A 23,280-nucleotide genomic window follows, 5' to 3' on the forward strand; every position below is an offset into this window, starting at 1 on the left:
AGGGTCGGCGCATGGCCCGGGGCGGGTGCCGGGCTCCGGTGGCACCGCGTCCCCCGATCGCGGCTCCCGCCGTCCCCGCCCGCCCCGGCGCCACTCCACGAGACCCGACCCGGAGGCGCCTGCCGATGTCCGCCGTACTCGCCGACTTTCCCGTCCTCACCCCGGTCACCGACGAGGACCTGCTCGTCGCCGCGCTGGCCGTGCGCGTACACGTGCCCGAGCATTGGCCGCAGGGACCGCTGTGCCGCAGCGAGCGCGTTCCGTACCCCTGCCGGCTGGCCCGGTGGGGGAGGGCGACGCTCGCCGCGGCCGGGTTGCCCGACGAGGCAGTGGTGGCCGGGACGGTGGCGTCGTGATCCACGTGACCGGCGAGCGGGTGCAGGCGTATCAGGTGCGCAGCGCCGTCTTCGACACCCGCTGGCGTGGCCTGGACCCGGCGCAGGTGCACGACTACCTGTGCCGGGTCGCCGACGAGATGGACCGCCTGCACCGGGAGCTGACCACGGCGCGCACCGAGTCGGAGCGGGTCCGCCAGGCGCTGCGGCAGTGGCAGTCCCGCCACAACGGCTGCCGGCGGCGCGGCCACGATGACTGAGCCGCGCTGGATCGTCCACCTGTCGACCACGCTGACCAGCCGGGACGCCGCCGTCGAGCTGGCCGCCGCGCTCGCCCGGTCGCTCGGGCACCTGGATGTCGTCGACTTCGGTGAGACGACGCTCAGCGAGGAGGACGCGCAGCACCTGCGGTACCGGGTCTGGTGTGACGTGCGGCTGCCCGGCGGTGGGCGCTGCGGACTGCGGGACGGCCACGACGGGTCATGCGGGGCGGCGGAGCTGCGCTGACGTCGGCGTGTCGGTCGATGAACGCCCTGGTGACGGGCCGGTCCGCTGGGAGCGGTCCCAAACGGGGCGACCATCCACCCTGTACGGTCGCTACACTCCCCGAAAACGCCCGGAACCGCCCACGGAGTCTGGAGACGCCAGTGACCCGCGACAAGGCCGCACCGCCCGGAATCGACGTCACCATTCCCAGCGTGGCCCGGGTCTACGACTACTTCCTGGGCGGCAAGGACAATTTCGAGGTCGACCGGAAGGTCGCCGAGCACGCCCTGCGGATCACGCCGGACGGGCCGGCCGCCGGTCAGGCGAACCGGGCGTTCCTCCGCCGGGTGATCCGCTACCTGGTGACCGAGGCGGGCATCGACCAGTTCCTCGACATCGGCTCGGGGCTGCCCACCCAGGGCAACGTGCACGAGGTCGCGATCGAGCACAACCCGGCCGCCCGCGTCGTGTACGTGGACAACGACCCGATCGTCCTGGCGCACGGGCGGGCGCTGCTCGCCGCGGAGGGCACCGCGACGGTGATCCAGGCCGACATCCGGGAACCGGAGGAGATCCTCAACGACCCGGACGTCCGCCGGTTCCTCGACTTCGACCGCCCGATCGGGCTGCTGCTGTTCGCGATCCTGCACCACATCGGCGACGACGAGGACCCGCGATCGGTGGCTGCGGCGCTGGTCGACGCGCTGCCGTCGGGCAGCTACGTCGCGATCTCGCACTTCCGTGACCCGGGCGAGCGGGATCCGGAAGGCTCCCGCAAGGCCCGCGAGGTCGAGCGGGTGTTCAACGAGTCGCTCGGCACCGGCCGCTGGCGTACCGACGAGGAGATCCTCGCCTTCGCCGACGGGCTGACGGTGCTGGAGCCGGGCCTGGTGCCGCTGGCCGAGTGGCGTCCGGACCCGGACGCGCCCGCCCAGCAGCAGACCGACACGTACCACACCTTCGTCGGACTGCTCGCCCGCAAGCCGTAGGCGGTGCGAAGGGCCCGCGAGCGGGTACGGGCACGTCAGCCGGCCTCTTCGTCGCCCTCCTCGAACCGTGCCAACACGGCGGACAGGTCCCGCAGGAACGCGTCGACCCGGGCGCGGTAGTAGCCGTGCGCGACGAGCGGCAACTCGAGCAGGGCCCGCTCCACCTGTACCTTCGTTGCGAGGCGCAGCAGGTGATCCTCCGACCGCAGCGCCTCCCGGCCCTTCTGCACGAGGGCGTCGACGGCATCCCTGTCGTATCCGCGCGCTTCGATCGGGAAGTCGGCTGAGTCGAAACGCTGACGGACGATCTGTCGGTGGTCGGTGAAACGGCTGCCGCCGTACCGGGCGAGGGCGTCGGCTACCTGGTCCGTCTTCTCCCGAACGTCGTGCACTTCGAGCAGGACCAGGCAGGGCCGGCCGTCCAACGGGCTGCGGTGTGTCAGTGGAAGGTCGAGGGCCGACGTGGCGGCGGGTACGAGCAGCAGCAACGGCGATGGCATCCTCTTGTCGGACAGCACCGGAGGTTGCTGGTCCAGGACCAGGTGGTCGATCTCCGCCCAGGGCAGCAGCCGGTTCAGTCCGGCCGTCCGGACGGTCAAGCCGTCGACGTTGATGTGGAACCGGAACGGCCGGACCGCCTCGACGACGCCCGCAGCGCCGACGAGCATGATGAGCCCGCCGAAGATCAGCCCGCCGACCAGTCGAAGGGTGCTGCCGCTCAGCCCGGACAACACCATGCAGAAACCGAACGGCAGCATGACGCCGACGAACAAACCGGCGCGACTGCGGTGAAGATCCATCGTCTCACCCGCGATTCCCCGTCTCTTCTGACTGAGAGGGTGACAGCCGGGCGCAAGGTGATCGATGAAGCAGACGGCGATCTTCCTGGCGGCGGTGGGCGGCCCTGCCCGGGCGCGTGTTAAGAAGGGGCCCCGCCTCTACCGGAGACGTTGAAAGGGGGCCCTTCCTTGCACGAAGCGGAGCAGGTGATCCAGCGTGTGCTGCGGGATCTGCGCGACGGCACGCACCGCGGCGTCGTGGTGGACTCGCCTCCCGGCGCCGGGAAGTCGACCCTCGTCGTCCGCGCCGCGATCGAGACCGCCGCCACCGGTGACCCGCTGATGATCGTGGCGCAGACCAACGAGCAGGTGGACGACCTCATCGACCGGCTCGGCCGCAAGGCGCCGGAGCTGCGCGTCGGGCGGCTCTCCGCGACCGACTACCGGCCCACCGAGCGGGTCACCGCCCACCCGGCGGTCCGCGTCGCCGCGAAGGTGGCCGACCTCGGCGGGCCGGCGGTCACCATCGGTACGGCGGCCAAGTGGGCCACCGTCACCGAGGGGAGCTGGCCGTGGGCGATCGTCGACGAGGCGTACCAGATGCGCGCGGATGCGCTGCTGCGCGTGGCGGGGCGGTTCGAGCGGGCGCTGTTCGTCGGCGACCCCGGGCAGCTCGATCCGTTCAGCACCGTGGAGACGTTCCGCTGGACCGGCCTGACCTGGGATCCGATGCAGTCGGCGGTGGCCACGCTGCTGCGGCACAACCCGGAGCTGCCGGTGCACCGGTTGCCGGTGTCGTGGCGGCTGCCCGACTCGGCCGCGCCTGTGGTGTCCGCCGCGTTCTACCCGTTCACCGGGTTCCGCGCCGGGACCGGCCCGGCCGACCGGGCGCTGACGTTCACCGGGCCCGGCGCGGGTGACGCCTACGACGCCTCGGTCGAGCTGGCCGCCGCCACCGGCTGGGCGTTGCACGAGCTGCCGGCCCGGCACACGGTGCGTACCGACGGGGAGGCCGCCGCGGCCTGCGCGGAGCTGGCGCTGCGGGTGCTGGCGCGCGGCGCGGTCGCGGTCAGCGAGGCAGCGCCGGGCGGCGCGCCGGTCACCGCGGACCGGATCGCCGTCGGGGCCGCGCACCGCGATCAGGTCGCGGCCATCCGCTCCCGGCTGGGCGCGGCCGGTGCGGGCATCACCGTGGACACCGCCAACCGGCTCCAGGGCCGGGAGTACGACGTGACGATCGTGCTGCACCCCCTCTCGGGCCGGCGCGACGCCACCGCGTTCCACCTGGAGTCGGGGCGGCTGTGCGTGCTGGCGTCACGGCACCGGCACGCCTGCGTGGTGGTGGCGCGGGCCGGGATCGGTGAGCTGCTCGACGCGTACCCGTCGACCGAGCGGGTGCACCTGGACGTACCGGTGAAGTTCCCGGACGGCTGGGAGGCCAACCAGACGGTGCTGACCCACCTCGATGCCCACCGGGCGTGACGAGGGGCCGTCGCGGCAGGATCGGCGGACCGTTCGGATCTTCCGGCGTTCGCGGCCGGTGGGCACGATGGCCGGATGCATCCTCACGATCCCTATCAGCAGGATCCGTACCAGCACCAGGTGTACCAACAGCAGCCGTACTATCCGCCGCCGGCGTACGTGGAGCAGCCGAGTGAGGGGATGAGCAGGTGGGCGATCGTCCTGTGGGTCATGGTGCCGGCGCTGCTGGTGATCCTGTGCTGTGCCGGATGCGTCGTCTCCGGGTTTGCGGGCGGGTTCATGGAGGGCTTCAACGAGGGCTACTCGTCGTCGTAGGCGGCGGACCGGCGCACAACACCGCCCTCGGCGCGCGGCGCTGGCGGCGGTGCGTTAGACAGGGATCATGACCGCGAGCGTGCTGCAGTGGCTGGGCGGGGGCGTGGTGGCGGTGGCCGCCGGTTTCCTCGCCGTGTCGCTGCCCCGGCGCCGCGTCCGGGCCGAGGACCGGCGGGTCGCCTGGTCGTCGGCGCGGGCGGCGATCCACGACGCCACAGTCAGCCGGGACGCGTCCCCGGCCGCGGTACCGGAGGCCGAGCGGCTGCTGGCCCGCGCCGAGATGCTCGCCGCCGCCCGTGGCGGCGCCGACGCGGCCCGGGCGGCGGCCGAGCACGCCCGCCGCGCCGACGAGCTGTGGCGGGCCGGGCGATGACGAGGGTACGGCGGGAGCTGCTGCGCTGGTCGCTGCTGGCCGCCGCGGCGGCGGTGCTCGTGGTGTTCCTGGTGGCGCAGCGGCAGAGCGTGGAGGTCAGCTACGGGCGTTCCCCGTCGGCCGCCGCGCTGCCGGAGGGCTCGGCCGGCGAGTTGAGCGATGCGAGCGTGCCGTCGGTCGAGGAGATGACGGCGCTGGTCGCCGCCGCGCCGGTGGTGCGGCTGCCGGGGGCTGTCGCGCGCTGGGACGAGCAGCGGGTCCGGGCCGCCATCGGTGACCGGGGCACCCGCATCCTGGTCGCCCCGCCCGGTCTGGACGAGGCCGAACGCCGGCGGGTCAAGGACGTGGAGAAGGCGGAGATCCGGATCGTCGGTACGGAGGTCAGCGGTGGCCTCTACGTGGCGTCGCCGGACGACCTGCCGGGCTGGCGGGCCCGGTTCGCCACACACGACGTGACCGGCGCGCTGCTCACGCTGCTGGCGACGCTGCACGAGCAGCCCCTCCCGCCGGACCGCGACGACCTGCGCTGGCGCGAACCGACCGGCCCGGAACTGGCCCCGATGGTCACCGCGCTGCGGGCCACCGGCCGGTACGTGGGCACCGGAGCCACGCTGACCCGCCTGCCGGAGAAGGCGGCGGGCACCGCGTTCCCGGACGGCGCCTGGTTCGTGGTGCTACCCGCCCAGCCGTACGGGGAGCCGCTGCCCGCGTACGGGCCGGCGCTGCACCGGCTCGCCCCGGACCAGCCGCTCGTGGTGATGTACGGCGACTGGATCGAGTACCACGGTCCGGGCGCTGCGGAATTCGCCGAGGTGGCCACCGCGAGCTTCTACGCCCAGTTCGGCGGGCGGATCGGCCGGTACGCCTACCCACAGCAGAACGTGCTCGGCACGTACCTGGCCCAGGTCACCGACGTGCGGTACGCGGGGCTGTTCGACCGCCCGCTGCCGTACCGGCCGTTCGACCCGCTGCGGGTGGCGTTGCCGGCGCTGCCCTGGCTCTTCGCCGTGTGCGTGGCGGGTTTCGTGGTGCTGTCGATCCGTACCGTGCGGGCGTCCGGCCGCCGCCCGGCCGACGTCGGTCCCGGTGGTACGCCGGCCCGGCTGGCCGGGCTCTCCGCGCTGGCTGTGGAGCTGTCGCTGCTGACCGACGCGCGCAGCGACCCGGCGCTGGTCCGGGGCGTGGGCCGGTTGCGGGCGGCCCGGGACGCGTTCGACGAGGGGTTGCCCGACCGGCACGTACGCGAACTGCTGGCCGACGCGGCGGCCGAGCTGGACGACGTGGCCCGGGACGTGCGGATGCCCGGCTACCGGCCGGACGTCTACCTGCGGGCGAGGCTGTCGTGAGCCGCGTCGCGAACCGGCCCGCACGGGCGGCGGACCGTCGTGGCGGGACGGCGACCGGCCCGCGCCGGCTGCTCGGCCGCCTGGTCGGCACCGCGTTCGGCCGCGCGGTGCTCGCCTGCCTGGCGCTGGCCGGCTGGGCGCTGTGGACCGGCGGGATCCTGGACGGGCCGATCGCGCGGCAGGTGCGCGTCTCGTCGGTCTACGCGGCGCCCGGAGTGGATCTGGACCGGGCCGCCGCCGAACGGGTCATCGGCAACCGGCGGCTGGTCGTGCTGATCATGGAGCCCGGTGCCGACCTGCGTGAGGCGTGCGGCGACACCGAGCGCGCCGCCCAGGGCACGCTGGTGCTGGCGATGAGCCGCGACGGCGAGGACTGGGACACCTACGGCTGCTCCCGCCTCGGTGGCGACCTGGGCCGGGCCGTGGTCACCGAGACCACCATCGGCCGGGGCGCCGATGCGTTCGTGGACCGGCCGGTCGAGGCGCTGAAGGTGATCGTGCTCAACTACGACCGGCTGGTCCGGGCCGGTCTGGTGCCGGACGGTGCCCGTACCATCAGCCCGTCGCTGCCCCGGTATCTGCTGGCCGGCGGCGCGGTGGCCGGGGTCGTCGCCGGTGCGGCGGTGCTCTGGCTGGGTGGCCGGCGGGCCGGGCGGCTGGCCGACGCGCGCCGGGCCGGGCGGGACGCGCGCGCCGACGAGCGGGCCGCGCTCGGCGCCGCCACCGCTGTCCTCGCCCAGCAGATCATCGACCTGGACGGGCGGGTCGGGCCGGTCGCGCCGGCCTACCGGCGGCTGGCCGCCGACTACGTCGGCCTGCTCGACGAGGTGTCCGAGATGGACGGGAACGCCGAGGCGCTGCGCCGGTTCCGGGAGCGGGTCGAGGAGCTGAGCCGCCGCGCGGCGGACCTCGCCGACGACGCCGCGTCCGGCCGGCGTGCGGACCGCGCGGGCGGCCGGAAGCCGGACAAGGTGGCGGCCGGTGCGACGACGGGGAAGGGCCGGACGCGCGGACGGGGCCGGCGGTGAGCCGCCGACCCCGTCGTCAGTGCGTCGTCAGCGCTGGGCGCCCACCGTCGAGGCGGCCGGCCAGCTGCCGGTGAAGACCTGGGCGGGCGTCGCGCTGCGGACGGCGAAGCCGAACAGCGAGTCGACCCGGGAGGCCTCGGCGGAGCTGGGGTACGGGTTGGTGCAGCTCGTACCGGCGCTGCCACCGGACATCAGGATGGCGCAGTTGCCGTTGTAGTTGTCCGGCAGGCCGAGGATGTGGCCGATCTCGTGCGTCATGATGCGCAGCGGCGAGTACTGCTGAGCCTGGTAGTAGTCGATCACCACGCGGCCGTTGCCGAGGCTGGTGCGCTGGGCGTACGAGCCGCCGCCGTAGGTGTAGGTGATCCGCAGGTTGGACCCGCACTGGGCCATGTTGATGTTGTTCGTGTAGTTGTTCCAGATCGCCGCCGCCTGCACCGCCGTGTTGGCGAACGGGCCAGCCTGGCTGATGTTGTAGCAGACGTTGCGGACGGCGGCGGAGGCCGGAGCCGGGTTGACGGCTACCGCGCCGAGCGCTGCCAGCGTCGCGGCCGCGAGGGTGGCGAGGATCCGGGACAGCTTGGGCTTACGCATGGTTCACACTCCTTGGGATGGGGGGTGAGCGGAACGCCGCCAGCCTATAGATAGGCATTCATCGATATCAAGGGTTGCGGTGAACTGACCGTGCGACGGTGCACCGCTGGCTGCGGTTGATCGCGGCGGACGCGGAGCCGGCGCCGTACCTGATCGGGGTGGACCGCCGGCGGCTCGCCGCGCTGCTCGCCGCCCGGCTGGACGCGGCGCTGGGCGGGGTGCGGTGGAGCCCGGACGGCGCGCCCGCGGACGTCGGCGGGCCGGTCCTCGGTGGACTACGACGCCCGCCGCTCACCGGGGAGCAGTGCTGGCGCGTCCTGAACTACCTGGCCGCGGCACTCTGGACGCTCGACCTGCCGGCGGCGGCGGTCGTCGGCGCGCAGCGGGCCGTGGCCGGGCTGCTCCGGGCCTGACCGTCCGCCGGTGTGTGGCACGTGAACCGGGCACAGGAACTGTCGTTCACGCCGCCGGGTATCCCCGGGTTTCCTGTCGACCTCCCGTCACGCGGGGTGTTTTTCTGATCGCTTCCGGTCGATAGCGTCGGGCCACTGCCGTCGACGAAGGGCCGACGATGAACGACAACGGACACCTGCTCGACCGTCGGCGACTGCTCGCCGGCGCGGCGGCGGCCTCGGCGGTCACCGTGACCGGCCTGGCCGTCGCCACCACCACCGGCGCCGCGGCCGCACCGGGCCGCCCCGCGACGCCACTCGTCTCCCGGGACCGCATCGCCACCGCCGCGTTGCGGGCGCCCGACGGATCCGCACTCCCGGTCGCCGTCCAGGCCGACTTCCACGCCCGGCTCGCCGCCTGGCTGGCGTTCTGGTCGGCGAACTCGCCGGCGGCCTGGAGCGTGCCGGTGCAGGTGGTCGCCCGGATCGAGGCGGCCGGCGACGCGCTGGTGCTGCACGGGATCCGGCACCGCCGCGACGACGAGCTGCGCGCCGGCTTCGCCGCCGGCCGGCGGGACGCCACCCACCTGGCCACGTCGGCCAGCCTGCACCACCACTTCCCGAGCGTGCGGGTCCGCCCGGACGGCACGATCCGGGTCGCCGACGGACCCGCCGGATTCACCGGCGCGCCGGAACAGGTCGCCTTCGCCGTCGCCGCCTGCCGCGAACTGTGGGGCGACAACACGGCGACCGCCGACCGCTGGGCGGAGCACGCCGCCCGGGTGCTCGCCCGCGCCGGGCACCGCACCGACGCCGCCTCGCACGCCGGCTGGGCGGCCTTCACCCGCACCAGCCTGCGTCGCGGGCTGGGCACCGAATCGTACGAGTGACCGGAGGAAGCACATGGCCCGCAACGAGTTCCGCTTCGTGGTCGACGGCGTCGACCTGAGCCCCGAGCAGCAGACCCTGATCGCCGCGGAGATCCAGAAGGCCGGCCTGGCCGCCCTGCGTACCGCCGACGCCAGGCTGACCAACCCGCTGACCGTCGGCCACGGCAACATCAAGCTGCGTCCCGAGTGGTACGGCCTCTGGGTCATCGACGGGCCGTTCGCCCAGGACCTCGGGCAGAAGATCAACGACATCGGGTTCTGGATCCAGCGGTGACCGACGCCGCCCGGCCGGCCGGCACGCCGGAGCGGATGTGCCCGAGCACCCCGGCGTCGAACGCCACCGTGTTCCTCGGCATGATCACTCCGGCGGGCCGGGTGGCCTACGTGACACCGGCCGTACCGGCCGAGGTGGCGCTCGCCGGGCTCGGTGACTCCGACGAGCCGATCGAGTCGCGGGCCCGGCTCGCCGGCCCGTGCGTCACCTCGTCCTGCGGCTTCTGGACCGGCTCGCACTGCGGGCTGGGCGCCCGGATGGCCGCCTCGTACGCCGAGACCGCCCCGCCCGCGGAGGAGACGCTGCCGAAGTGCGCGATCCGGCGTACCTGCCGGTGGTTCGCCGAACAGGGACCGGCCGCCTGCCCGGCGTGCGCGCACGTGGTGACCGACGCGCGGCTCTGAGGGACCCTCCTTGTCGGACCCTTCGGCTAGCGTCGTGAGGTCATGGAGCCGCGGTTCGGCCAACACCTCATCGGGCGGGAGCATCCCGCTGCGCTGCTGCGCGCCGAGGTGGCCCGGCTGGTCGACAGTCACGGCGGTCTCGTCCTGGTCACCGGCGAGCCGGGCATCGGCAAGACCACGCTGGTGTCGGCCGCCGCCGACGAGGCCCGCCGCGGCGGGGCGCTGGTGCTCGGCGCCGCCTGCTGGGACTCCGACACCGCTCCCGACTACTGGCCCTGGGTGCAGGTGCTGCGCCGGCTGGCCCGGTCCGCCGACGACCCGCGCGGGGTGCGGGAGACAGCCGCCGCCGGCCTGGCGGCACTGCTCGGCGAGCGCACGGCGGGCGACATGACCGAGCCGGGTGACGTCGGCCGGGCCGAGTTCGACAGGCACGACGCGGTGACCGCCGCCCTGGCCGCCGTGGCCCAGCACCGGCCGGTCGCGGTGGTCCTCGACGACCTGCACTGGGCCGACCCGGCGTCGCTGCGGCTGCTCCAGTTCGTCACCCAGCACGCCTGGTTCGAGCGGCTGCTGCTGATCGGCACCTACCGGGACGCCGAAGTCGAATCCGGCGACCACCCGCTGCGGCAGTGGCTGCTGCCGCTCACCGCCAAGGCCACCACCGTCACGCTCGCCGGGCTGGGCCGTGCCGAGGTGGCCGCCCTGATGGCCCGCACCGCCGGCCGGGAGCCCGACGCGAGCGTCGTCGACGAGGTGCACCGGCGCACCGGCGGGAACCCGTTCTTCGTCGAGCAGACCGCCCGCCTCTGGCACACCCACGGCCTGACCGACACCGTCGCCCCCGGTGTACGGGAGGTGGTGCGCCGCCGGCTCGACCAGTTGCCCGCCGGAGTGGTCGAGGCGCTCACGGTGGCCGCCGTGCTCGGCCGCGAGTTCGACAGGCGGACGCTCGCCGCCTGCGTACCCGCTCCGGTCGCGCAGGTGGACCGGCTGCTCGCCCGCGCCGCTGCGGCCCGGCTGGTGCTGCCCCGCGACGGCGGCCGGTTCGTCTTCGTACACGACCTGGTCCGCGAGACGCTCTACGACGGGCTGGCCGACGACGAACGGCGGGCCCGGCACGCGGCGGTGGTCCGGGCCGTCTACCAATCGGACCTGCTCGCCGGCGCACTCAGCCCGGCCCACCTGGCCCGGCACGCCTGGCTGGCCGGCGCCGAGCTGGACCCGGAACGCGCCGGTGACCTGCTGCTGGCCGCCGCCCGCGACGCCGGGGGCCGGATCGCCGTGGACGAGTCGGTACGGCACTACCGGCGCGCGCTCGAACTGACCGGCGAGCCCGGCCGGCGGGTCCGGGTGCTGCTGGAACTGGCCGGGCTGCTGCACCACGCCGGCCCGCCGGCCGAGGTGGAGCGGCTGCTGGCCGAGGCCGCCGCGCTGGCGAGGGAGCTGCCCGATCCCGGCGTGCTGACCCGGGTGGCGCTCATCGCCCACCGGCAGCACTCCGCCACCCGCCGCCGGCTCGACGCCGCCGAGCTGGTCCGGGAGGCGTACCGGCGGTCGATCGCGGAGCCGGACCCGGAACGGCCGGTACGCGCGCTGGTCACCGACCTGATCACCGCCACCGAGACGCTCGCCCGGCACGGCCGCGACGACGAGGCGCTCACCTTCAGCCTGTGGGCCCGCCACGACACCACCTGGGGGCTCGGCACCGCGCAGGAGCGAGCCGTGGTCACCGCCGAGATCCGGGAGGTGGCCCGCCGCAGCGGCGACCGGGAGACCGAGCTGTGGGCCACGGCCCTGCGCTGGGTCGCGCTGCTGGAGCTGGGCGATCCGGGCTACCGGCAGGAGCTGACCGCGTTCGTGACCGGCGCGCGACGCGACGACGTGGCCCGGCAGCGGGTGGCGGCGATCGCGGACACCGCCATCATCGCCGCCTTCCAGGGCGACCTCGCCGCCGCCGAGGCGGGCTTCGCCGAGGCGGAGAGCTACCGCGAGCCGGGGCACTCCGATCACGCGTTCATGACGCACCACATGCGCTGGTCGATTCTGCTGCTGTACGGCCGCCTCGCCGAGGCCGAGGCGGTGCTCGACCGGGTGGGCGCCGGGCACCCGCAGGTGGAGCTGCTCCGGGCGATCACCGCGGCCGAGCGCGGCGACGTGGCCACGGTGCTGCGGCTCACCGCCGCGATCGAGGCAGCGGGCACCGCGTACCCCCGGTCGTTGTCGCCGTTGTGGCTGCGCCTGCGGGCGCAGGCGGCGGCAGTGGACGGCGACCCGGCGCGGTGCGCGGCGGTGCGGGCCGACCTGGCCCCGCACCGCGGGCAGTGGGCGGCGGCATTGTTCGGCTGCGACATCGTCGGCCCGGTCGACCTGTGGTTGGCCGGTGTGGACGCGGCCGAGGGCCGGTGGGACGACGCTGTCGACTGCTACGCGGCGGCCCGGGACGCGGCCGACCGGCTGGGCGCCCGGCCCTGGTCGGTGCTGGCCCGGGCCGGTCTGGTGGGCGCGCTCGCCGGGCGCGGCGGGCCGGGCGACGCGGCCGAGGCGCGGCGACTGCGGGCCGAGACGGTGGCCGAGGCGCTGTCGCTGGGGATGGTTCAGGTGGTGGACCGGCTGGGCGCGGCGGATCCCGCCCCGGCGGCGGTGTCCGCAGTGGTCGCGCCGGTGCCGGCCCGGCTCGGCGCGGGCGTTCCGGCCCTGGCCGTCGCGTCGTCGCTGTCCAGCCGGCGGGGTGCGCTGGGCCTGTCCCGGGCGGGTGTGGTGCACGGGCGGCCGCCCGACCCCGGCGCGGACGTCATCCAGCCCGAGTTCCGTCCGGACGGGCCGGTGTGGCGCCTCGCGTACGACGGCGTCGTGGTGCACCTGCCCGACGCCAAAGGGCTGCACGACCTGCGCCTGTTGCTGAGCCGTCCCGGCACGGACGTGCCCGCCGTCGAACTGCTCGACCCGGCGGCCGGTCCGGAACTCGTCGCCGTGCGCCGCCTCGGAGCCGATCCGGTGCTCGACGACGAGGCGAAGGCCCGCTACCGCCGGCACCTGCGGCGGCTCGACGACGAGATCGACCGGGCGGCGGCCAAGGACGACGGGCGGCGGCTGGCCGAACTGGACGCCGAGCGCGCGGCGCTGCTCGACCAGTTGCGTGCCGCCGCCGGGCTGGCCGGGCGCCACCGGCGACTCGGTGACCAGGCGGAACGGGCGCGCAAGGCGGTGACCGGGCGGATCCGGGACACCCTGCGCCGCATCGACGAGCGGCATCCGGCGCTCGCCGCGCACCTGCGCGAGTCGGTCACCACCGGCGGCGCCTGCCGCTACCGGCCGGCCGAGCCGGTGCCCTGGCGGCTCTGACCGACAAGGTGGCGGGGCCGGGTGGACCCCGCCACCCTCGTCGCGTCAGCGGCGGTTGTAGCGGTACATCGTCAGCGTGCCGAAGACGACCACGAAGAGGGCGCTCCAGAGCAGCATCCACATGGTGCTCGGGCCGTCCACCGAGCCGGCCATCGCCGCGCGGACCGAGGTGACGAGCTGGGTGATCGGGTTGATCTTGACGAACGCCTGCAGCCAACCGGGCATGGTCGACGGGTCGACGAACACGTTGCTCAGGAACGTCAGCGGGAACAGCACCATCATGCTGGTCCCCATCACCGACTTCTCGCTGCGCAGCACCAGGCCGAAGAACGTCCACACCCAGGAGAACGCGAACGAGAAGATCACCAGCAGCCCGATCCCGGCGAGCACCCCGAGCAGACCGCCGTCGGGGCGGAAGCCGAGCACCACGCCCACGGTGAGGATGACCACGGCGGCCAGGACGTAGCGCAGCACGTCGCCGAAGATCATCCCGACCAGCGCCGCCGGCCGCCAGACCGGCAGCGTACGGATCCGGTCGAAGACGCCCTTCTCGATGTCGCTGTTCAGCCCGACCCCGGTGTACATGGTGATCATCACGACGCTCGTGACCATGATGCCGGGCAGGAAGAACTGCAGGTACGCACGCGGGCTGTCGGCGAGCGCGCCACCGAACAGGTACGTGAACATCAGCACCATGATGATCGGGAACGCGGTCACGTCGAACAGCTGCTCCGGCACGTGCTTGATCTTCAGCAGCGCCCGCCAGCCGAACGTCAGCGACGCCGACAACGCGCTGGGCCGGGCCGGCCGCTCGGCCGGGGCGAGCACGGTGGCCAGCGCCTCGGCGGACGGCATGTAGACGGACGGCGACCGCCCGGTGCTGATCGCGGTGTCGCTCATCGCGCCGCCTCCAGTTCGTCGTCCCGCTCGTCCGCCGGGACGGCCGGGTGGTCGGTCAGGGCCAGGAAGACCTCGTCCAGGCTGGGCTGGCCGAGGGAGAAGTCGTCCACCACGATGCCGGCGGCGGCCAGCTCACCGAGCGCCCGCGCCGCCTGCGTACCGGCCTCCAGATCGGTGCCGTGCTCGCCGACGCGGGCGGTCAGCGCCGCCGGGTCCGCGGCGAGCTGCACCGGTACGCCGAGCGACGCCCGCAGCACCTGCTCGGCCTGCGGCCGCTGCTCCGGATCGCGCAGCCGGATGTGGACGCTGCCCGCGCCGATCGACGACTTCAACTCGCCCGGGGTGCCCTCCGCGATCACCCGGCCGTGGTCGACCACGGCGATCCGGCCGGCGAGCTGGTCCGCCTCGTCGAGGTACTGCGTGGTCAGCAGCACCGTCGTGCCGTACGCCACCACCGCCCGCACGATCGCCCACACCTGGTTGCGGCTGCGCGGGTCCAGCCCGGTGGTCGGCTCGTCGAGGAACAGCAGGTCCGGCGTGTTGAGGATGCTCGCGGCGATGTCGATGCGCCGCCGCATCCCACCGGAGTACTTCTTCACCTGCCGTCCCGCCGCCTCGGTCAGCCCGAACGCGGCGAGTAGCTGTTCGGCCCGGTCCCGGGCGCCGGCCCGGCCCAGCCCGAGCAGCCGGCCCAGCAGGACCAGGTTCTCCGCGCCGGTCAGGTCCTCGTCCAGCGAGGCGTACTGGCCGGTCAGGCTCACCCGGGCGCGCACCGCGTCGGCCTCGCGCACCACGTCGTGCCCGAAGACCCGGGCCGTGCCGCCGTCCGGGCGCAGCAGCGTCGCCAGCACGCGTACGGCTGTGGTCTTCCCGGCGCCGTTCGGGCCCAGGACGCCGTAGACGGTGCCGGCGGGAACCCGCAGGTCCAGCCCGTCGAGTGCCCGGGTCGAACCGAAGGACCGGACCAGGCCCTCGGCCTCGACGGCCAGGCCGGTGTTCCGGTTGCTCATGAATCGCTACCTCTCTCGTCGGTGTCTCGACAGGCGTACGGGCGTGCCGCCAGACCGATCGCCTGTTTCAACGAGGCCGGGATGCTGTGGTGTTGTGCCGGCCTCACCTCTCAGGCGCCAGACGGCCCGCCAGATCCGATCTGGCGGTGGCGATTCCCGGCCGACGACGGCCGGTACGGGAGGAAGGCGGGGTTATGACCGTTCCCGCAGCAGTCCGCCGGATGACCGGTCGCGGACAGTGCCCGATCGATCGTCTGCCATATGCTGCGCCGGCATCCGACGCACGGGGGGCGTGTCCTGGTTGTGGTGACGCGGACGCCTCTTGAGCGCATTGAAACCGAGAGGGGTCCACCGTGTCCATCGTCCGAAGAGTGCTCGGCGCACTCGCCGTGACGGTCCTGGCCGTCACCGCCGCACCCACCGCCGCCGGGGCGGCGGATCCGGCCGGCGTGCTCCACCTGACCGTCACCAGGCCCGACGGCAGCCCGGCCGGCGCCAACGTCGCCGTGACGGCCGCCGACAACAGCTACGACAAGGACCTCCTGCCGCTCGACGAGTCCGGGCAGCTCAGCGTGGAGGTGCCGGCCGGCGACTACAAGATCGCCATCACCCCGGTGTACAGCGACGGCCAGGACGACGAGTCGCTGAGGCAGTGGGTGCCGGGCCGGACCAGCTGGGCGCAGGCCGGAACGGTCCGGGTGTCCGCGGGGGACACGACGGAGGTCTCCGAGCGCCTGCTCGTGCCCAGCGGGTCGACCCTGCGGGCGCGCGACGCGGTCACCGGCGCCGCGGTCGACGGGCTGTGCGTGTTCGTCGACCCCCGGCGCAATCCGTGCGGCGACACCCAGGTGACCGTTCCGCCGCTGATCCCCGGCCCGCAGGAGGTGTGGGTCTACACCCGGGACGACACCCACCTGCCCCGCTACGCCACGGTGAACGTCCTCGCCGACGGCAGCGGCACCGCCGTGGTCGTCCTGACCCCGGCCGCGAACGTGGTCTCCCGGGTGGTCGACGCGGCGACCGGCGCACCGGTCGCCGGGGCCTGTGTGACGCCGGCGCCGGCCGGGACCGGCGAACTACCCCACAACCCGGGACGGTACTGCTCCGACGCCTCCGGGAACGTCCGCGTCGGCCTGGTCGCGGCCGGCTCCTGGAACCTGTTCGCCCGCCCCGCCGGCGGATCGGCGTACGGCGCGCAGTGGGTCGGCGCGACGGGCGGCACCGGCGACGCGAAGCAGGCCCGGGTGGTCACCCTCCGGGCCGGGCAGACGGTCACCGTGCCCCCGATCCGGCTGGACCGCTCCGGTGTCGTCGCCGGCACCGTGACCAGCGCGGCCACCGGCAGGCCGGCGACCTCCGGCACCGTGACGCTCGCGCCCGAGTCGGGTTTCTTCCCGGATTGGGGAGTGGAACTGGACGCGCAGGGCCGCTACCGGATCGACTGGCTCGGCCCGTACGCCTGGCCGCTGCTGTTCACCACCGCCGACAATGCCACCCAGTGGTCCGGCGGGTTCGCCCTGCGGGGCAAGGCCGTGCCGGTCACCGTCCGGGCCGGCGCCACCACCGTCTACAACCTTGCCGTACGGCGAGGCGTCCTGGTCACCGGCCGGCTCGTCGACCCGGAGGGCCGCCCGGTGGTCGCCGAACTGACTGTGCGCAACGCGCGTACCCGTGAGGTCATCGGATACACGTTGGATCCGGATCGCGACGGTGAGTACGCGCTGCGCGTGCTCGGTCCCCAGCCGGTCACCGTGGCGTGGCTGTGGACGCCGCCCTACATCAACTACGCCGGCTGGTACGACGGTGCGACCCGCCCGGCCGACGCCACCGAGGTGGCCCTGCCGGGCACCGGCACCCTGCGGCTCGACGTCACTGTCGACCGGTTCCCGGCCGGTTCAGCGGCGCGGGCGAGCTCAGCGGCACCGGCCGGCTCAGCGACGCGGGCCGGTTGAGTGACACGAGCCGGTTGATCGGCGCGGGCCGGGTGGCGTGTGAGCCACCCGGCCCGGCGCCGGTCAGCGTGCCGAGTCCAGCCGGGTCCGCTGCTCGGCGGTCAGCTCCAGGTCGACCGCGGCCAGGCTCTCCTCCAGCTGCGCCACCGAGGAGAAGCCGACGAGCGGGACGGCCGGGATGTCGCCGCCCATCAGCCAGGCCAGCACCACCTGGTTGACGGTGGCACCGGTCTCGGCGGCCACCGCCCGCAGCGCCTCCAGCCGGGCCGGAGTGGCGGGCACCGCGTACTCCTCGCCGAGCCGCTCCGGCCGGACGTACGCGCCCTTCAGCAGCGGCGAGTACGCCACCAGCGTGAGCTGCGGCTCGGTGCGCAGGTAGCTGAGCAGGTCCGGGCCGACCCAGCCGACGTCCCCGTCCCGGTCCAGCTCGCTCGGCACGTCCAGGCGCCGGGGCAGGTAGCTGCGGTGGTACTGCAGCACCTCGTACCCGGGCAACCCGGCCGCGGCGGCGAGCGCCCGCGCCCGCTCCACCCGCCAGGTGCGGTGGTTGCTGGCGCCCAGCAGCCCGACGGTGCCCTCGGCGACCAGCTCGGCGAAGCCCTCCACGGTCTCCCCCAGGGGAACCGTGTGGTCCTCGATGTGGGCGTAGAGCAGGTCGATCCGGTCGAGCCCGAGGCGCTCCCGGCTGCGCTCGGCGGACTCGCGGATCACCTTCGCCGACAGCCCTTCGGGGTTGTCGACGTAGCTGGTGCCCGGCGCGAGCGGACGGGCGCCCAGCTTCGTCGCGATGACCACCTCGTCGCCGATCCCGCGGCTGCGCCGCCAGCGGCCGAGCAGTTCCTCGCTCTCGCCACCCTGGCCCCCGTTCTGCCAGAAGGCATAGTTGTCCGAGGTGTCGATGAAGGTGCCGCCCGCCTCGACGTACCGGTCGAGGATGGCGAACGAGGTGGCCTCGTCGGTGGCGGTGCCGAACAGCATCGCGCCGAGACTGAGCACACTGACCTCGCGGCGGGTGGCCGGGTCCGTGCCGATGGTGCGGTAGCGCATGTCTTCCTCCCCGTCGAAGCGTTGCCGGTCACCCTGCCCCTTCGAGTGCGCGCGAAGTCAACAACGGAGGGGCCCCGGGTCTCCCCGGGGCCCCTCCGACGTGTGACTGCTCAGCTCGGGATGTAGTCGAACTCGTCCGGGTTCGGGCCCGTCCGGCCGGCCTCGCCCCGGTCCAGCGAGGTGAGCCGCTCCATCGCGGTGTCGTCGAGCGTGAAGTCGAAGATCGCGAAGTTCTCCTCGATCCGCTTCGGCGTGGTCGACTTCGGGAAGACGATGTCGCCGCGCTGCACGTGCCAGCGCAACACCACCTGGGCCGGGGTCCGGCCGACCTGCTCGGCCACGTCGACGACAGTCGGGTCGTCGAGCACCTTGCCCTGCGCGATCGGCGACCACGCCTCGGTGAGGATGCCGTGCGCCTTGTCGTACGCCCGCACCTCCTCGTTGCCGAGGTACGGGTGCGCCTCGATCTGGTTGACCGCCGGCACCACGTCCGCCTCGGCGGCCAGCCGCTCCAGGTGCGCGACCTGGAAGTTGGACACGCCGATCGACCGGACCGTGCCCGCGTCACGCAGCTCCTCCAGCACCTTCCAGGTGGAGACGAAGTCGCCGTCGTAGCGGGTGGGCAGCGGCCAGTGGATCAGGAACAGGTCGAGGTAGTCGAACTTCAGCTCCCGCAGCGACTGCTCGAACGCCTTGCGGGCGTCGTCCGGCCGGTGGAAGCCGTTGTTCAGTTTGCTGGTGACGAAGACCTCGCCGCGGTCCAGGCCGGAGGCGCGCAGCGCCTGACCCACCTCGGCCTCGTTGCCGTACATCTGGGCGGTGTCGATGTGCCGGTAGCCGACCTCCAGCGCGGTGCCGACGGCCCGGACGGTGTCCTTCGGCTCGATCTGGAAGACGCCGAAGCCGAGCTGCGGGATGGTGTTGCCGTCGTTGAGTGCGATGTCCGGAATGCCGTTCTGGGCCATGAGAGCCTCATCTCCGATCGTGCGGTGCCCGGGGCGTGTCCGTGCCGACCGCCTCCCGGCCGTGCCAACCGGATGTCTCTACCCGCTCGCCACGCTTCCTCACATCGGGGACGAGCGTCAACCCCAGATCGACCGCGCCCACTCGGGGTGGTCGACGAACGGGTTGCGGTTGCCCTGCCAGCGCTCGTGGATGCGCTGGTTGCGGCGCTTCTCGAAGGCGTCCGGCGGATCCTGGTCGTTCCAGGCCAGCAGCTTCGACAGCCGCCCGAGGCGGGGTGCGGAGCCGTTGGAGACCGAGTCGTTCGGTTCCAGGTCCGGCCAGCCGTCGTCGCCCTCGTACCGGATCGCCATGTAGAGGATCATGCGGGCCACGTCGCCCTTCACCGCGTCGCGCGGCTCGAACGAGTCGGCGTCGGTGTAGCAGCCGGGCGCCTCGGCGACCGTGCCGCCGCCCGCATCGAAGTCCTTGTTGCCGCGCAACGAGTTGACCGACACGTCCTCCGGGCGAAGGTGGTGCACGTCGGTGCCGGGACCGGTGGCGGTGCCGAAGTCGCCGTGCGACTTGGCCCAGACGTGCTCCCGGTTCCAGTCGTTCGCGCCGCCGCCGTTGCTCGTCTTGCTCTGTGACCGTCCGCTGTAGAGCAGGACCACGTTCGCCGGGTTGGCCGGATCCTGGTCGGTGTCCTTCAGCGCGTCCCACACCTGGTCGTAGCTGAGCTTCGTCTGCACCCTGATGATGCCGTGCAGCGCGGTGCGCAGCGCCGTCCCGGTCTTGCCGGACGCAGCCGCGTAGTAGGCGTCCGGCGCGGCGGTGCCGGTCGGGCTCGGGGTCGGCGTGGGACTCGGCGTGGTGCCGCCGCCGAGGCTCATGGCGGTCGGGTTCTTCAGCCCGCCGTGGCTGAAGTACGCGGTGAGCGTGCCGGTGGCGGTGACCTGCCGCCCGCGCAGCGACGGGTTGGTGAGCAGCCCGAAGGTGCTCCGCCAGGCGGCCGTCACCTGCACGTACAGCATCCGGGCGGTGCCGGTCTCGCCGGCCTGGTCGGCGATGGCGATCGCGGTGTCGGCGGTGAAGCCCGAGGTGAGCACCGTGGTGGTGGCGGTGGGCTGGCCGATGACGTAGCCGGTGACGGTGGCCGTCCGGCCGTCCTGGGCGGCGAGGGCCTGCGCCACCGTCAGTGTGGTCGCGGCCGACGCGGCGCCGGTGACGCCGAGCGGGAACGCGACCGCGACGGTGAGCACGACCGCCGCGATCAGCCGCCCGGGTCGCGAGCGGGTGACGCACTTGATATTCATGATCAGCTATGTTAGTCGGATCGGGGTGAACTGCGGGAGGTCAGCGGGCCAACTTCTCGTCCCGGCCGGCCTCGAACAGCACCGGCCACGGCCGGGCCGCCGGGGCGAGGAGCGCCGGCCCGCCCGGTTCGTCGGGCGCGGCGAGCGTCTCGGTGGCGAGGTGGCCGAACATCGGCGCGGCGGGGTGCGCCGCACGGATCGGCCAGGCCGCGGAGATCCGCCGGACCAGCGGCGTACCGGTGATCGGCCGCCACGCGACACGTGGTTCCCGGCGGGCCAGCGCGGCGGGCTCGACGGCGACCGCGCCGCCGGCGAGGAGCAGACCGAACAGGAACTCCGGGTTGCGCGCGGGGCGGACCCGGGCCGGGGCGAAACCGTGCTGCCGGCACACGGTCAGCAGATGCTCGTGCCAGCCCGGAGCGGTGGCCGGTGGCGCGGTGACCAGGTCCATGCCGGCCAGATCGGCGAGCGCGATCTCCCGCGGTCGGGCCAGTGGCGAGGCCCGGGGCAGCAGCACACCCACAGGTACGTCCACCGGCTCACCGAAGCGCAGCCCGGCCCCGTCGACCGGATGGTGCAGCAGGCCGACGTCCAGCCGCCCGTCCGCGAGCATCCGGTGCTGCTCGGCGCTCGTCAGTTCGTGCAGGTCGAGGGCGAGCCCGGGCGCGCGGGCCGCGAGCGCGTCGAGCAGCGCGCGCAACGTCACGGCCGGGGTCTCCGGGGGTACGCCGGCACGCAGCACCCCGAGCGCGCCCCGGCGGACCCGGTCGGCGAGGTGACGCAGCCGGCGTTCACCGGCCAGCAGCTCGTCGGCCTCGCCGAGCAGCAACTGGCCGGCGGTGGTGAGGCCGACCTGGCGCTGTGACCTGTCGAACAGGGTGACGCCCAGCTCCCGCTCCAACCGCTGGATCGACTGGCTCAGCGGCGGCTGTGCCATGCCCAGCGTCTCGGCGGCCCGGCCGAAGTGCAGTTCCCGGGCGACCACCACGAAATGCCGCAGGTGCCGCAGCAGGTCCATCCGCGCACCCTAGCGTCGCCGCTGGTTACCGTGTCGGCGTGGATGTGGCGGAACGGGTCGGGGAGATCTTCGGGCGGGCCGGGGTGCGGGGTTGCCTGCACGTCGTGGACGTGGACGACCCGACCGGCGGTGAGGTGGCGCTGCGCGCCGACGAGCAGATCGTCATCGCCTCCATCTTCAAGATCATGGTGGTGCTGGAGTTCGCCCGGCAGGCGGCCGCCGGCCAGCTCGACCCGACCGAACGGGTGCTCGTCGGTGCCGCCGACCGGCTCGGCGGCTGGGGTGTGGCCGGCTGCGCCGACGACGTGGAGGTCTCCCTGCGCGACCTCGCGTACCTGGCCATGTCGGTGAGTGACAACACGGCGGCCGACCTGCTGCTGCGCCGGATCGGGGCGGACGTGCTGCCGATGCTGGCCGCGGAGCTGGACCTGCCGCGCACCCGGATCGTCGGCGGCCCCCGGCAACTCGTCGAGACGATGCTCTCCGACGTGGGCGCACGCACCGAGGCGGACTTCGCGCGGATCTTCCCCACCCTGTCGCCCGAACAGGTCCGCGCGATGCGGGTCTTCGACCCCGAGCACACCAGCTCCAGCACCGCCCGGGAGCTGACCCGGCTGCTCCGCCTGGTGTGGCGGGACGAGGCCGGCCCGGCGCCCGCGTGCGCCATGGTCCGGGAGCTGATGGCACGGCAGCTCTTCTGGACCCGGCTGGCCGCCGGTTTCCCACCCGGGGTCCGGGTCGCCGGGAAGACCGGCACCCTGCCGGGACTGCACCTCGAAGCCGGCGTCGCGGAGTACCCCGACGGCCGCAGGTACGCGATAGCGGTGGCGGTACGCACCGAACGGCTGGCCGCCCGCCGGATCGACGTGGACCTGGCGATGGGGGAGGCGGCCCGGACCGCCGTCGATTCGTTGCGTTGATCCGGGCCGGGCCACCGGCCTGGCCTGCGGTGATATCGGTCCGGATATCGGTCGTTGCGCTCGTCGATCTTGGACATCGGCGCCGGCGGGGTGGTGGTCTGGGCCTACCGATCACCGATCCCGAACGGGGAGGACGACACATGCCCGAGAACCAGCCGTCCGGCTACGCCCGCCGTCGACTGCTACGCGACACCGCGGTCGGCGCCGCCGCCGTCACCACCGCCGGACTCGTCGTCGGCGCCCCGGCCCGCGCCGCCGGGCCGAGCCCCGTCGCCGCGCCGAGCCGTGCCGCCGGCGGTACGCGACGCGGCGGCGCGGTGAGCTTCCGCTGGTGGGGTACCTCCGGCTGGCGGATCGACATGGGGGACCGGACGGTGCTCGTCGACCCGTACCTGAGCCGGTACGACACCGGGCTGTTCCGGAAGCCGTTCAACCCCGACACCCGGCTGACAGTGGCCGCCGACGTGGTCGACCGGCTCGCCGACCGGGCGGAGAACGTCTTCGTCACCCACACCCACTGGGACCACTTCAACGACGTGCCGCACATCGCCGCCCGGACCGGTGCCCGGGTCTTCGGCACGCTCACCGCGTATCACCTCGGCCTGGCGTACGGACTGCCGGCCGGGCAACTGGCCCCGGTCAAGGGCGGCGAGGTGCTCGACTTCGACGGGTACACGGTGGAGGTGGTCGGCTCGCTGCACAGCCGGAATCCCACCTGGTCGATGGCCTTCCCCGGGGTACGGGTCACCCGGCCGCCGCGTCCGGAGACGATCGCCGACCTGCCCGAGGGCGACACGCTGGCGTACCAGATCAGGATCGACGGCGGCCCGTCCGTGTTCTTCATGGGCGCCAGCGACTTCGACGAGCGCAAGCTGAGCGGACTCGCCCCGGACGTGGCGATGGTCGCCTCCGCCGCCACCACGGCGACCGCCGACTACGTGCCCCGGCTGATGGCCGCGCTGGACCGCCCGAAGGTCGTGGTGCCGGTGCACTGGGACAACTTCGAGACGCCGCTCACCAACCCGCCGACTGTCGCCGACAGCGACCGGGAACGCCTCGACGCCCTCGTCGCCGAGGTGCGCCGGGTCTCGCCGCGCAGCCGCGTGCTGGTGCCCGAGTACCACACCGCGTACCGATTCTGACGGC

25 protein-coding genes are annotated in these 23,280 nt (G+C 73.9%); 17 read left to right on the forward strand and 8 right to left on the reverse strand.

Annotated elements, in window-relative coordinates:
• Positions 1–125: 125 nt before the first annotated feature.
• The 4 genes from IRY44_RS06080 to IRY44_RS06095 all read left to right on the forward strand — a co-directional run bounded on the left by IRY44_RS06080 (position 126) and on the right by IRY44_RS06095 (position 1,810).
• Entirely contained in the window at positions 126–356 is a 231-nt protein-coding gene (locus IRY44_RS06080) for a hypothetical protein (RefSeq protein ID WP_194799494.1), read from the forward strand.
• Positions 353–595: a DivIVA domain-containing protein gene (locus IRY44_RS06085; RefSeq protein ID WP_194799495.1), complete on the forward strand. Its 243-nt coding sequence runs from the start codon at positions 353–355 to the stop codon at positions 593–595. The genes IRY44_RS06080 and IRY44_RS06085 overlap by 4 nt, the downstream gene beginning before the upstream one ends.
• On the forward strand, positions 588–842 hold the full coding sequence (locus tag IRY44_RS06090) for a hypothetical protein (protein WP_194799496.1): 255 nt from the start codon (positions 588–590) through the stop codon (positions 840–842). The genes IRY44_RS06085 and IRY44_RS06090 overlap by 8 nt, the downstream gene beginning before the upstream one ends.
• A gap of 140 nt (positions 843–982) precedes the next feature.
• A complete protein-coding gene (locus tag IRY44_RS06095; RefSeq protein WP_194799497.1) occupies positions 983–1,810 on the forward strand; it encodes an SAM-dependent methyltransferase in 828 nt (275 codons plus the stop codon).
• 35 nt (positions 1,811–1,845) lie between these two features.
• On the opposite strand, the gene IRY44_RS06100 is transcribed toward IRY44_RS06095, so the two are convergent.
• Positions 1,846–2,610, reverse strand: coding sequence for a hypothetical protein (locus tag IRY44_RS06100; protein WP_194799498.1), 765 nt, complete (start codon positions 2,608–2,610; stop codon positions 1,846–1,848).
• A gap of 168 nt (positions 2,611–2,778) precedes the next feature.
• Here IRY44_RS06100 and IRY44_RS06105 point away from each other — a divergent pair, with 168 nt between their 5' ends.
• From IRY44_RS06105 to IRY44_RS06125, 5 genes are all read left to right on the forward strand, one after another.
• The gene (locus IRY44_RS06105; RefSeq protein ID WP_194799499.1) at positions 2,779–4,071 is read left to right on the forward strand and encodes an AAA family ATPase; all 1,293 of its coding nucleotides are present in this window, start codon (positions 2,779–2,781) and stop codon (positions 4,069–4,071) included.
• Between the two features lie 75 nt (positions 4,072–4,146).
• Positions 4,147–4,386: a hypothetical protein gene (locus IRY44_RS06110; protein WP_194799500.1), complete on the forward strand. Its 240-nt coding sequence runs from the start codon at positions 4,147–4,149 to the stop codon at positions 4,384–4,386.
• 67 nt (positions 4,387–4,453) lie between these two features.
• A complete protein-coding gene (locus tag IRY44_RS06115; RefSeq protein WP_194799501.1) occupies positions 4,454–4,759 on the forward strand; it encodes a DUF6403 family protein in 306 nt (101 codons plus the stop codon).
• Positions 4,756–6,105, forward strand: a complete 1,350-nt coding sequence (locus IRY44_RS06120) for a hypothetical protein (protein ID WP_194799502.1) — start codon at positions 4,756–4,758, stop codon at positions 6,103–6,105. Before IRY44_RS06115 ends, IRY44_RS06120 begins: the two co-directional genes overlap by 4 nt.
• Positions 6,102–7,133 (forward strand): hypothetical protein, encoded by a 1,032-nt coding sequence (locus IRY44_RS06125; protein ID WP_269696203.1) that lies wholly within the window; start codon positions 6,102–6,104, stop codon positions 7,131–7,133. Before IRY44_RS06120 ends, IRY44_RS06125 begins: the two co-directional genes overlap by 4 nt.
• Before the next feature lie 27 nt (positions 7,134–7,160).
• Here the strand turns inward: IRY44_RS06125 and IRY44_RS06130 are convergent, their stop codons facing one another.
• Positions 7,161–7,727: a snapalysin family zinc-dependent metalloprotease gene (locus IRY44_RS06130; RefSeq protein ID WP_194799503.1), complete on the reverse strand. Its 567-nt coding sequence runs from the start codon at positions 7,725–7,727 to the stop codon at positions 7,161–7,163.
• A gap of 98 nt (positions 7,728–7,825) precedes the next feature.
• Here IRY44_RS06130 and IRY44_RS06135 point away from each other — a divergent pair, with 98 nt between their 5' ends.
• From IRY44_RS06135 to IRY44_RS06155, 5 genes are all read left to right on the forward strand, one after another.
• Complete coding sequence (locus IRY44_RS06135; protein ID WP_269696204.1) at positions 7,826–8,140, forward strand: globin; 315 nt, start codon at positions 7,826–7,828, stop codon at positions 8,138–8,140.
• A gap of 158 nt (positions 8,141–8,298) precedes the next feature.
• A complete protein-coding gene (locus IRY44_RS06140) occupies positions 8,299–9,009 on the forward strand; it encodes a hypothetical protein (protein WP_194799504.1) in 711 nt (236 codons plus the stop codon).
• 13 nt (positions 9,010–9,022) lie between these two features.
• On the forward strand, positions 9,023–9,283 hold the full coding sequence (locus IRY44_RS06145) for a hypothetical protein (protein WP_091418956.1): 261 nt from the start codon (positions 9,023–9,025) through the stop codon (positions 9,281–9,283).
• A complete protein-coding gene (locus tag IRY44_RS06150) occupies positions 9,280–9,687 on the forward strand; it encodes a hypothetical protein (RefSeq protein WP_091418959.1) in 408 nt (135 codons plus the stop codon). The genes IRY44_RS06145 and IRY44_RS06150 overlap by 4 nt, the downstream gene beginning before the upstream one ends.
• A 42-nt stretch (positions 9,688–9,729) precedes the next feature.
• Positions 9,730–13,029, forward strand: a complete 3,300-nt coding sequence (locus IRY44_RS06155) for an AAA family ATPase (protein WP_194799505.1) — start codon at positions 9,730–9,732, stop codon at positions 13,027–13,029.
• 45 nt (positions 13,030–13,074) lie between these two features.
• On the opposite strand, the gene IRY44_RS06160 is transcribed toward IRY44_RS06155, so the two are convergent.
• Both IRY44_RS06160 and IRY44_RS06165 read right to left on the reverse strand, forming a co-directional pair.
• Complete coding sequence (locus tag IRY44_RS06160; RefSeq protein WP_194799506.1) at positions 13,075–13,929, reverse strand: ABC transporter permease; 855 nt, start codon at positions 13,927–13,929, stop codon at positions 13,075–13,077.
• Positions 13,926–14,939 carry an ATP-binding cassette domain-containing protein gene (locus IRY44_RS06165; RefSeq protein WP_194799507.1) on the reverse strand — a complete coding sequence of 338 codons (1,014 nt, stop codon included), beginning with the start codon at positions 14,937–14,939 and terminating at the stop codon, positions 13,926–13,928. The genes IRY44_RS06160 and IRY44_RS06165 overlap by 4 nt, the downstream gene beginning before the upstream one ends.
• 353 nt (positions 14,940–15,292) lie before the next feature.
• On the opposite strand from IRY44_RS06165, the gene IRY44_RS06170 reads away from it, so the two are divergent.
• Positions 15,293–16,891, forward strand: coding sequence for a hypothetical protein (locus IRY44_RS06170; RefSeq protein WP_194799508.1), 1,599 nt, complete (start codon positions 15,293–15,295; stop codon positions 16,889–16,891).
• Positions 16,892–16,954: 63 nt separating this feature from the next.
• Here IRY44_RS06170 and IRY44_RS06175 read toward each other — a convergent pair whose 3' ends face one another.
• The 4 genes from IRY44_RS06175 to IRY44_RS06190 form a co-directional block, all read right to left on the reverse strand.
• On the reverse strand, positions 16,955–17,938 hold the full coding sequence (locus IRY44_RS06175; RefSeq protein ID WP_194799509.1) for an aldo/keto reductase: 984 nt from the start codon (positions 17,936–17,938) through the stop codon (positions 16,955–16,957).
• Positions 17,939–18,048: 110 nt separating this feature from the next.
• Positions 18,049–18,903: an aldo/keto reductase gene (locus tag IRY44_RS06180; protein WP_145755053.1), complete on the reverse strand. Its 855-nt coding sequence runs from the start codon at positions 18,901–18,903 to the stop codon at positions 18,049–18,051.
• A 117-nt stretch (positions 18,904–19,020) separates the two neighbouring features.
• Positions 19,021–20,196, reverse strand: a complete 1,176-nt coding sequence (locus IRY44_RS06185; RefSeq protein ID WP_194799510.1) for an endonuclease — start codon at positions 20,194–20,196, stop codon at positions 19,021–19,023.
• 40 nt (positions 20,197–20,236) lie between these two features.
• Positions 20,237–21,214: a LysR substrate-binding domain-containing protein gene (locus IRY44_RS06190; protein WP_194799511.1), complete on the reverse strand. Its 978-nt coding sequence runs from the start codon at positions 21,212–21,214 to the stop codon at positions 20,237–20,239.
• Between the two features lie 38 nt (positions 21,215–21,252).
• On the opposite strand from IRY44_RS06190, the gene IRY44_RS06195 reads away from it, so the two are divergent.
• Both IRY44_RS06195 and IRY44_RS06200 read left to right on the forward strand, forming a co-directional pair.
• Positions 21,253–22,134 (forward strand): serine hydrolase, encoded by an 882-nt coding sequence (locus IRY44_RS06195; protein ID WP_194799512.1) that lies wholly within the window; start codon positions 21,253–21,255, stop codon positions 22,132–22,134.
• A gap of 140 nt (positions 22,135–22,274) precedes the next feature.
• Entirely contained in the window at positions 22,275–23,276 is a 1,002-nt protein-coding gene (locus IRY44_RS06200; RefSeq protein ID WP_194799513.1) for an MBL fold metallo-hydrolase, read from the forward strand.
• Positions 23,277–23,280: the final 4 nt, after the last annotated feature.

It is taken from the genome of Micromonospora sp. ANENR4, assembly GCF_015354395.1.
Lineage (GTDB): Bacteria > Actinomycetota > Actinomycetes > Mycobacteriales > Micromonosporaceae > Micromonospora > Micromonospora aurantiaca.

Coding starts and splice junctions, on each gene's coding strand:
- IRY44_RS06080 (WP_194799494.1), top strand. CDS start 126: ATGTCCGCCGTACTCGCCGACTTTCCCGTCCTCACCCCGGTCACCGAC.
- IRY44_RS06090 (WP_194799496.1), top strand. CDS start 588: ATGACTGAGCCGCGCTGGATCGTCCACCTGTCGACCACGCTGACCAGC.
- IRY44_RS06100 (WP_194799498.1), bottom strand. CDS start 2,610: ATGGATCTTCACCGCAGTCGCGCCGGTTTGTTCGTCGGCGTCATGCTG.
- IRY44_RS06110 (WP_194799500.1), top strand. CDS start 4,147: ATGCATCCTCACGATCCCTATCAGCAGGATCCGTACCAGCACCAGGTG.
- IRY44_RS06115 (WP_194799501.1), top strand. CDS start 4,454: ATGACCGCGAGCGTGCTGCAGTGGCTGGGCGGGGGCGTGGTGGCGGTG.
- IRY44_RS06120 (WP_194799502.1), top strand. CDS start 4,756: ATGACGAGGGTACGGCGGGAGCTGCTGCGCTGGTCGCTGCTGGCCGCC.
- IRY44_RS06130 (WP_194799503.1), bottom strand. CDS start 7,727: ATGCGTAAGCCCAAGCTGTCCCGGATCCTCGCCACCCTCGCGGCCGCG.
- IRY44_RS06140 (WP_194799504.1), top strand. CDS start 8,299: ATGAACGACAACGGACACCTGCTCGACCGTCGGCGACTGCTCGCCGGC.
- IRY44_RS06145 (WP_091418956.1), top strand. CDS start 9,023: ATGGCCCGCAACGAGTTCCGCTTCGTGGTCGACGGCGTCGACCTGAGC.
- IRY44_RS06155 (WP_194799505.1), top strand. CDS start 9,730: ATGGAGCCGCGGTTCGGCCAACACCTCATCGGGCGGGAGCATCCCGCT.
- IRY44_RS06160 (WP_194799506.1), bottom strand. CDS start 13,929: ATGAGCGACACCGCGATCAGCACCGGGCGGTCGCCGTCCGTCTACATG.
- IRY44_RS06165 (WP_194799507.1), bottom strand. CDS start 14,939: ATGAGCAACCGGAACACCGGCCTGGCCGTCGAGGCCGAGGGCCTGGTC.
- IRY44_RS06175 (WP_194799509.1), bottom strand. CDS start 17,938: ATGCGCTACCGCACCATCGGCACGGACCCGGCCACCCGCCGCGAGGTC.
- IRY44_RS06180 (WP_145755053.1), bottom strand. CDS start 18,903: ATGGCCCAGAACGGCATTCCGGACATCGCACTCAACGACGGCAACACC.
- IRY44_RS06185 (WP_194799510.1), bottom strand. CDS start 20,196: ATGAATATCAAGTGCGTCACCCGCTCGCGACCCGGGCGGCTGATCGCG.
- IRY44_RS06190 (WP_194799511.1), bottom strand. CDS start 21,214: ATGGACCTGCTGCGGCACCTGCGGCATTTCGTGGTGGTCGCCCGGGAA.
- IRY44_RS06200 (WP_194799513.1), top strand. CDS start 22,275: ATGCCCGAGAACCAGCCGTCCGGCTACGCCCGCCGTCGACTGCTACGC.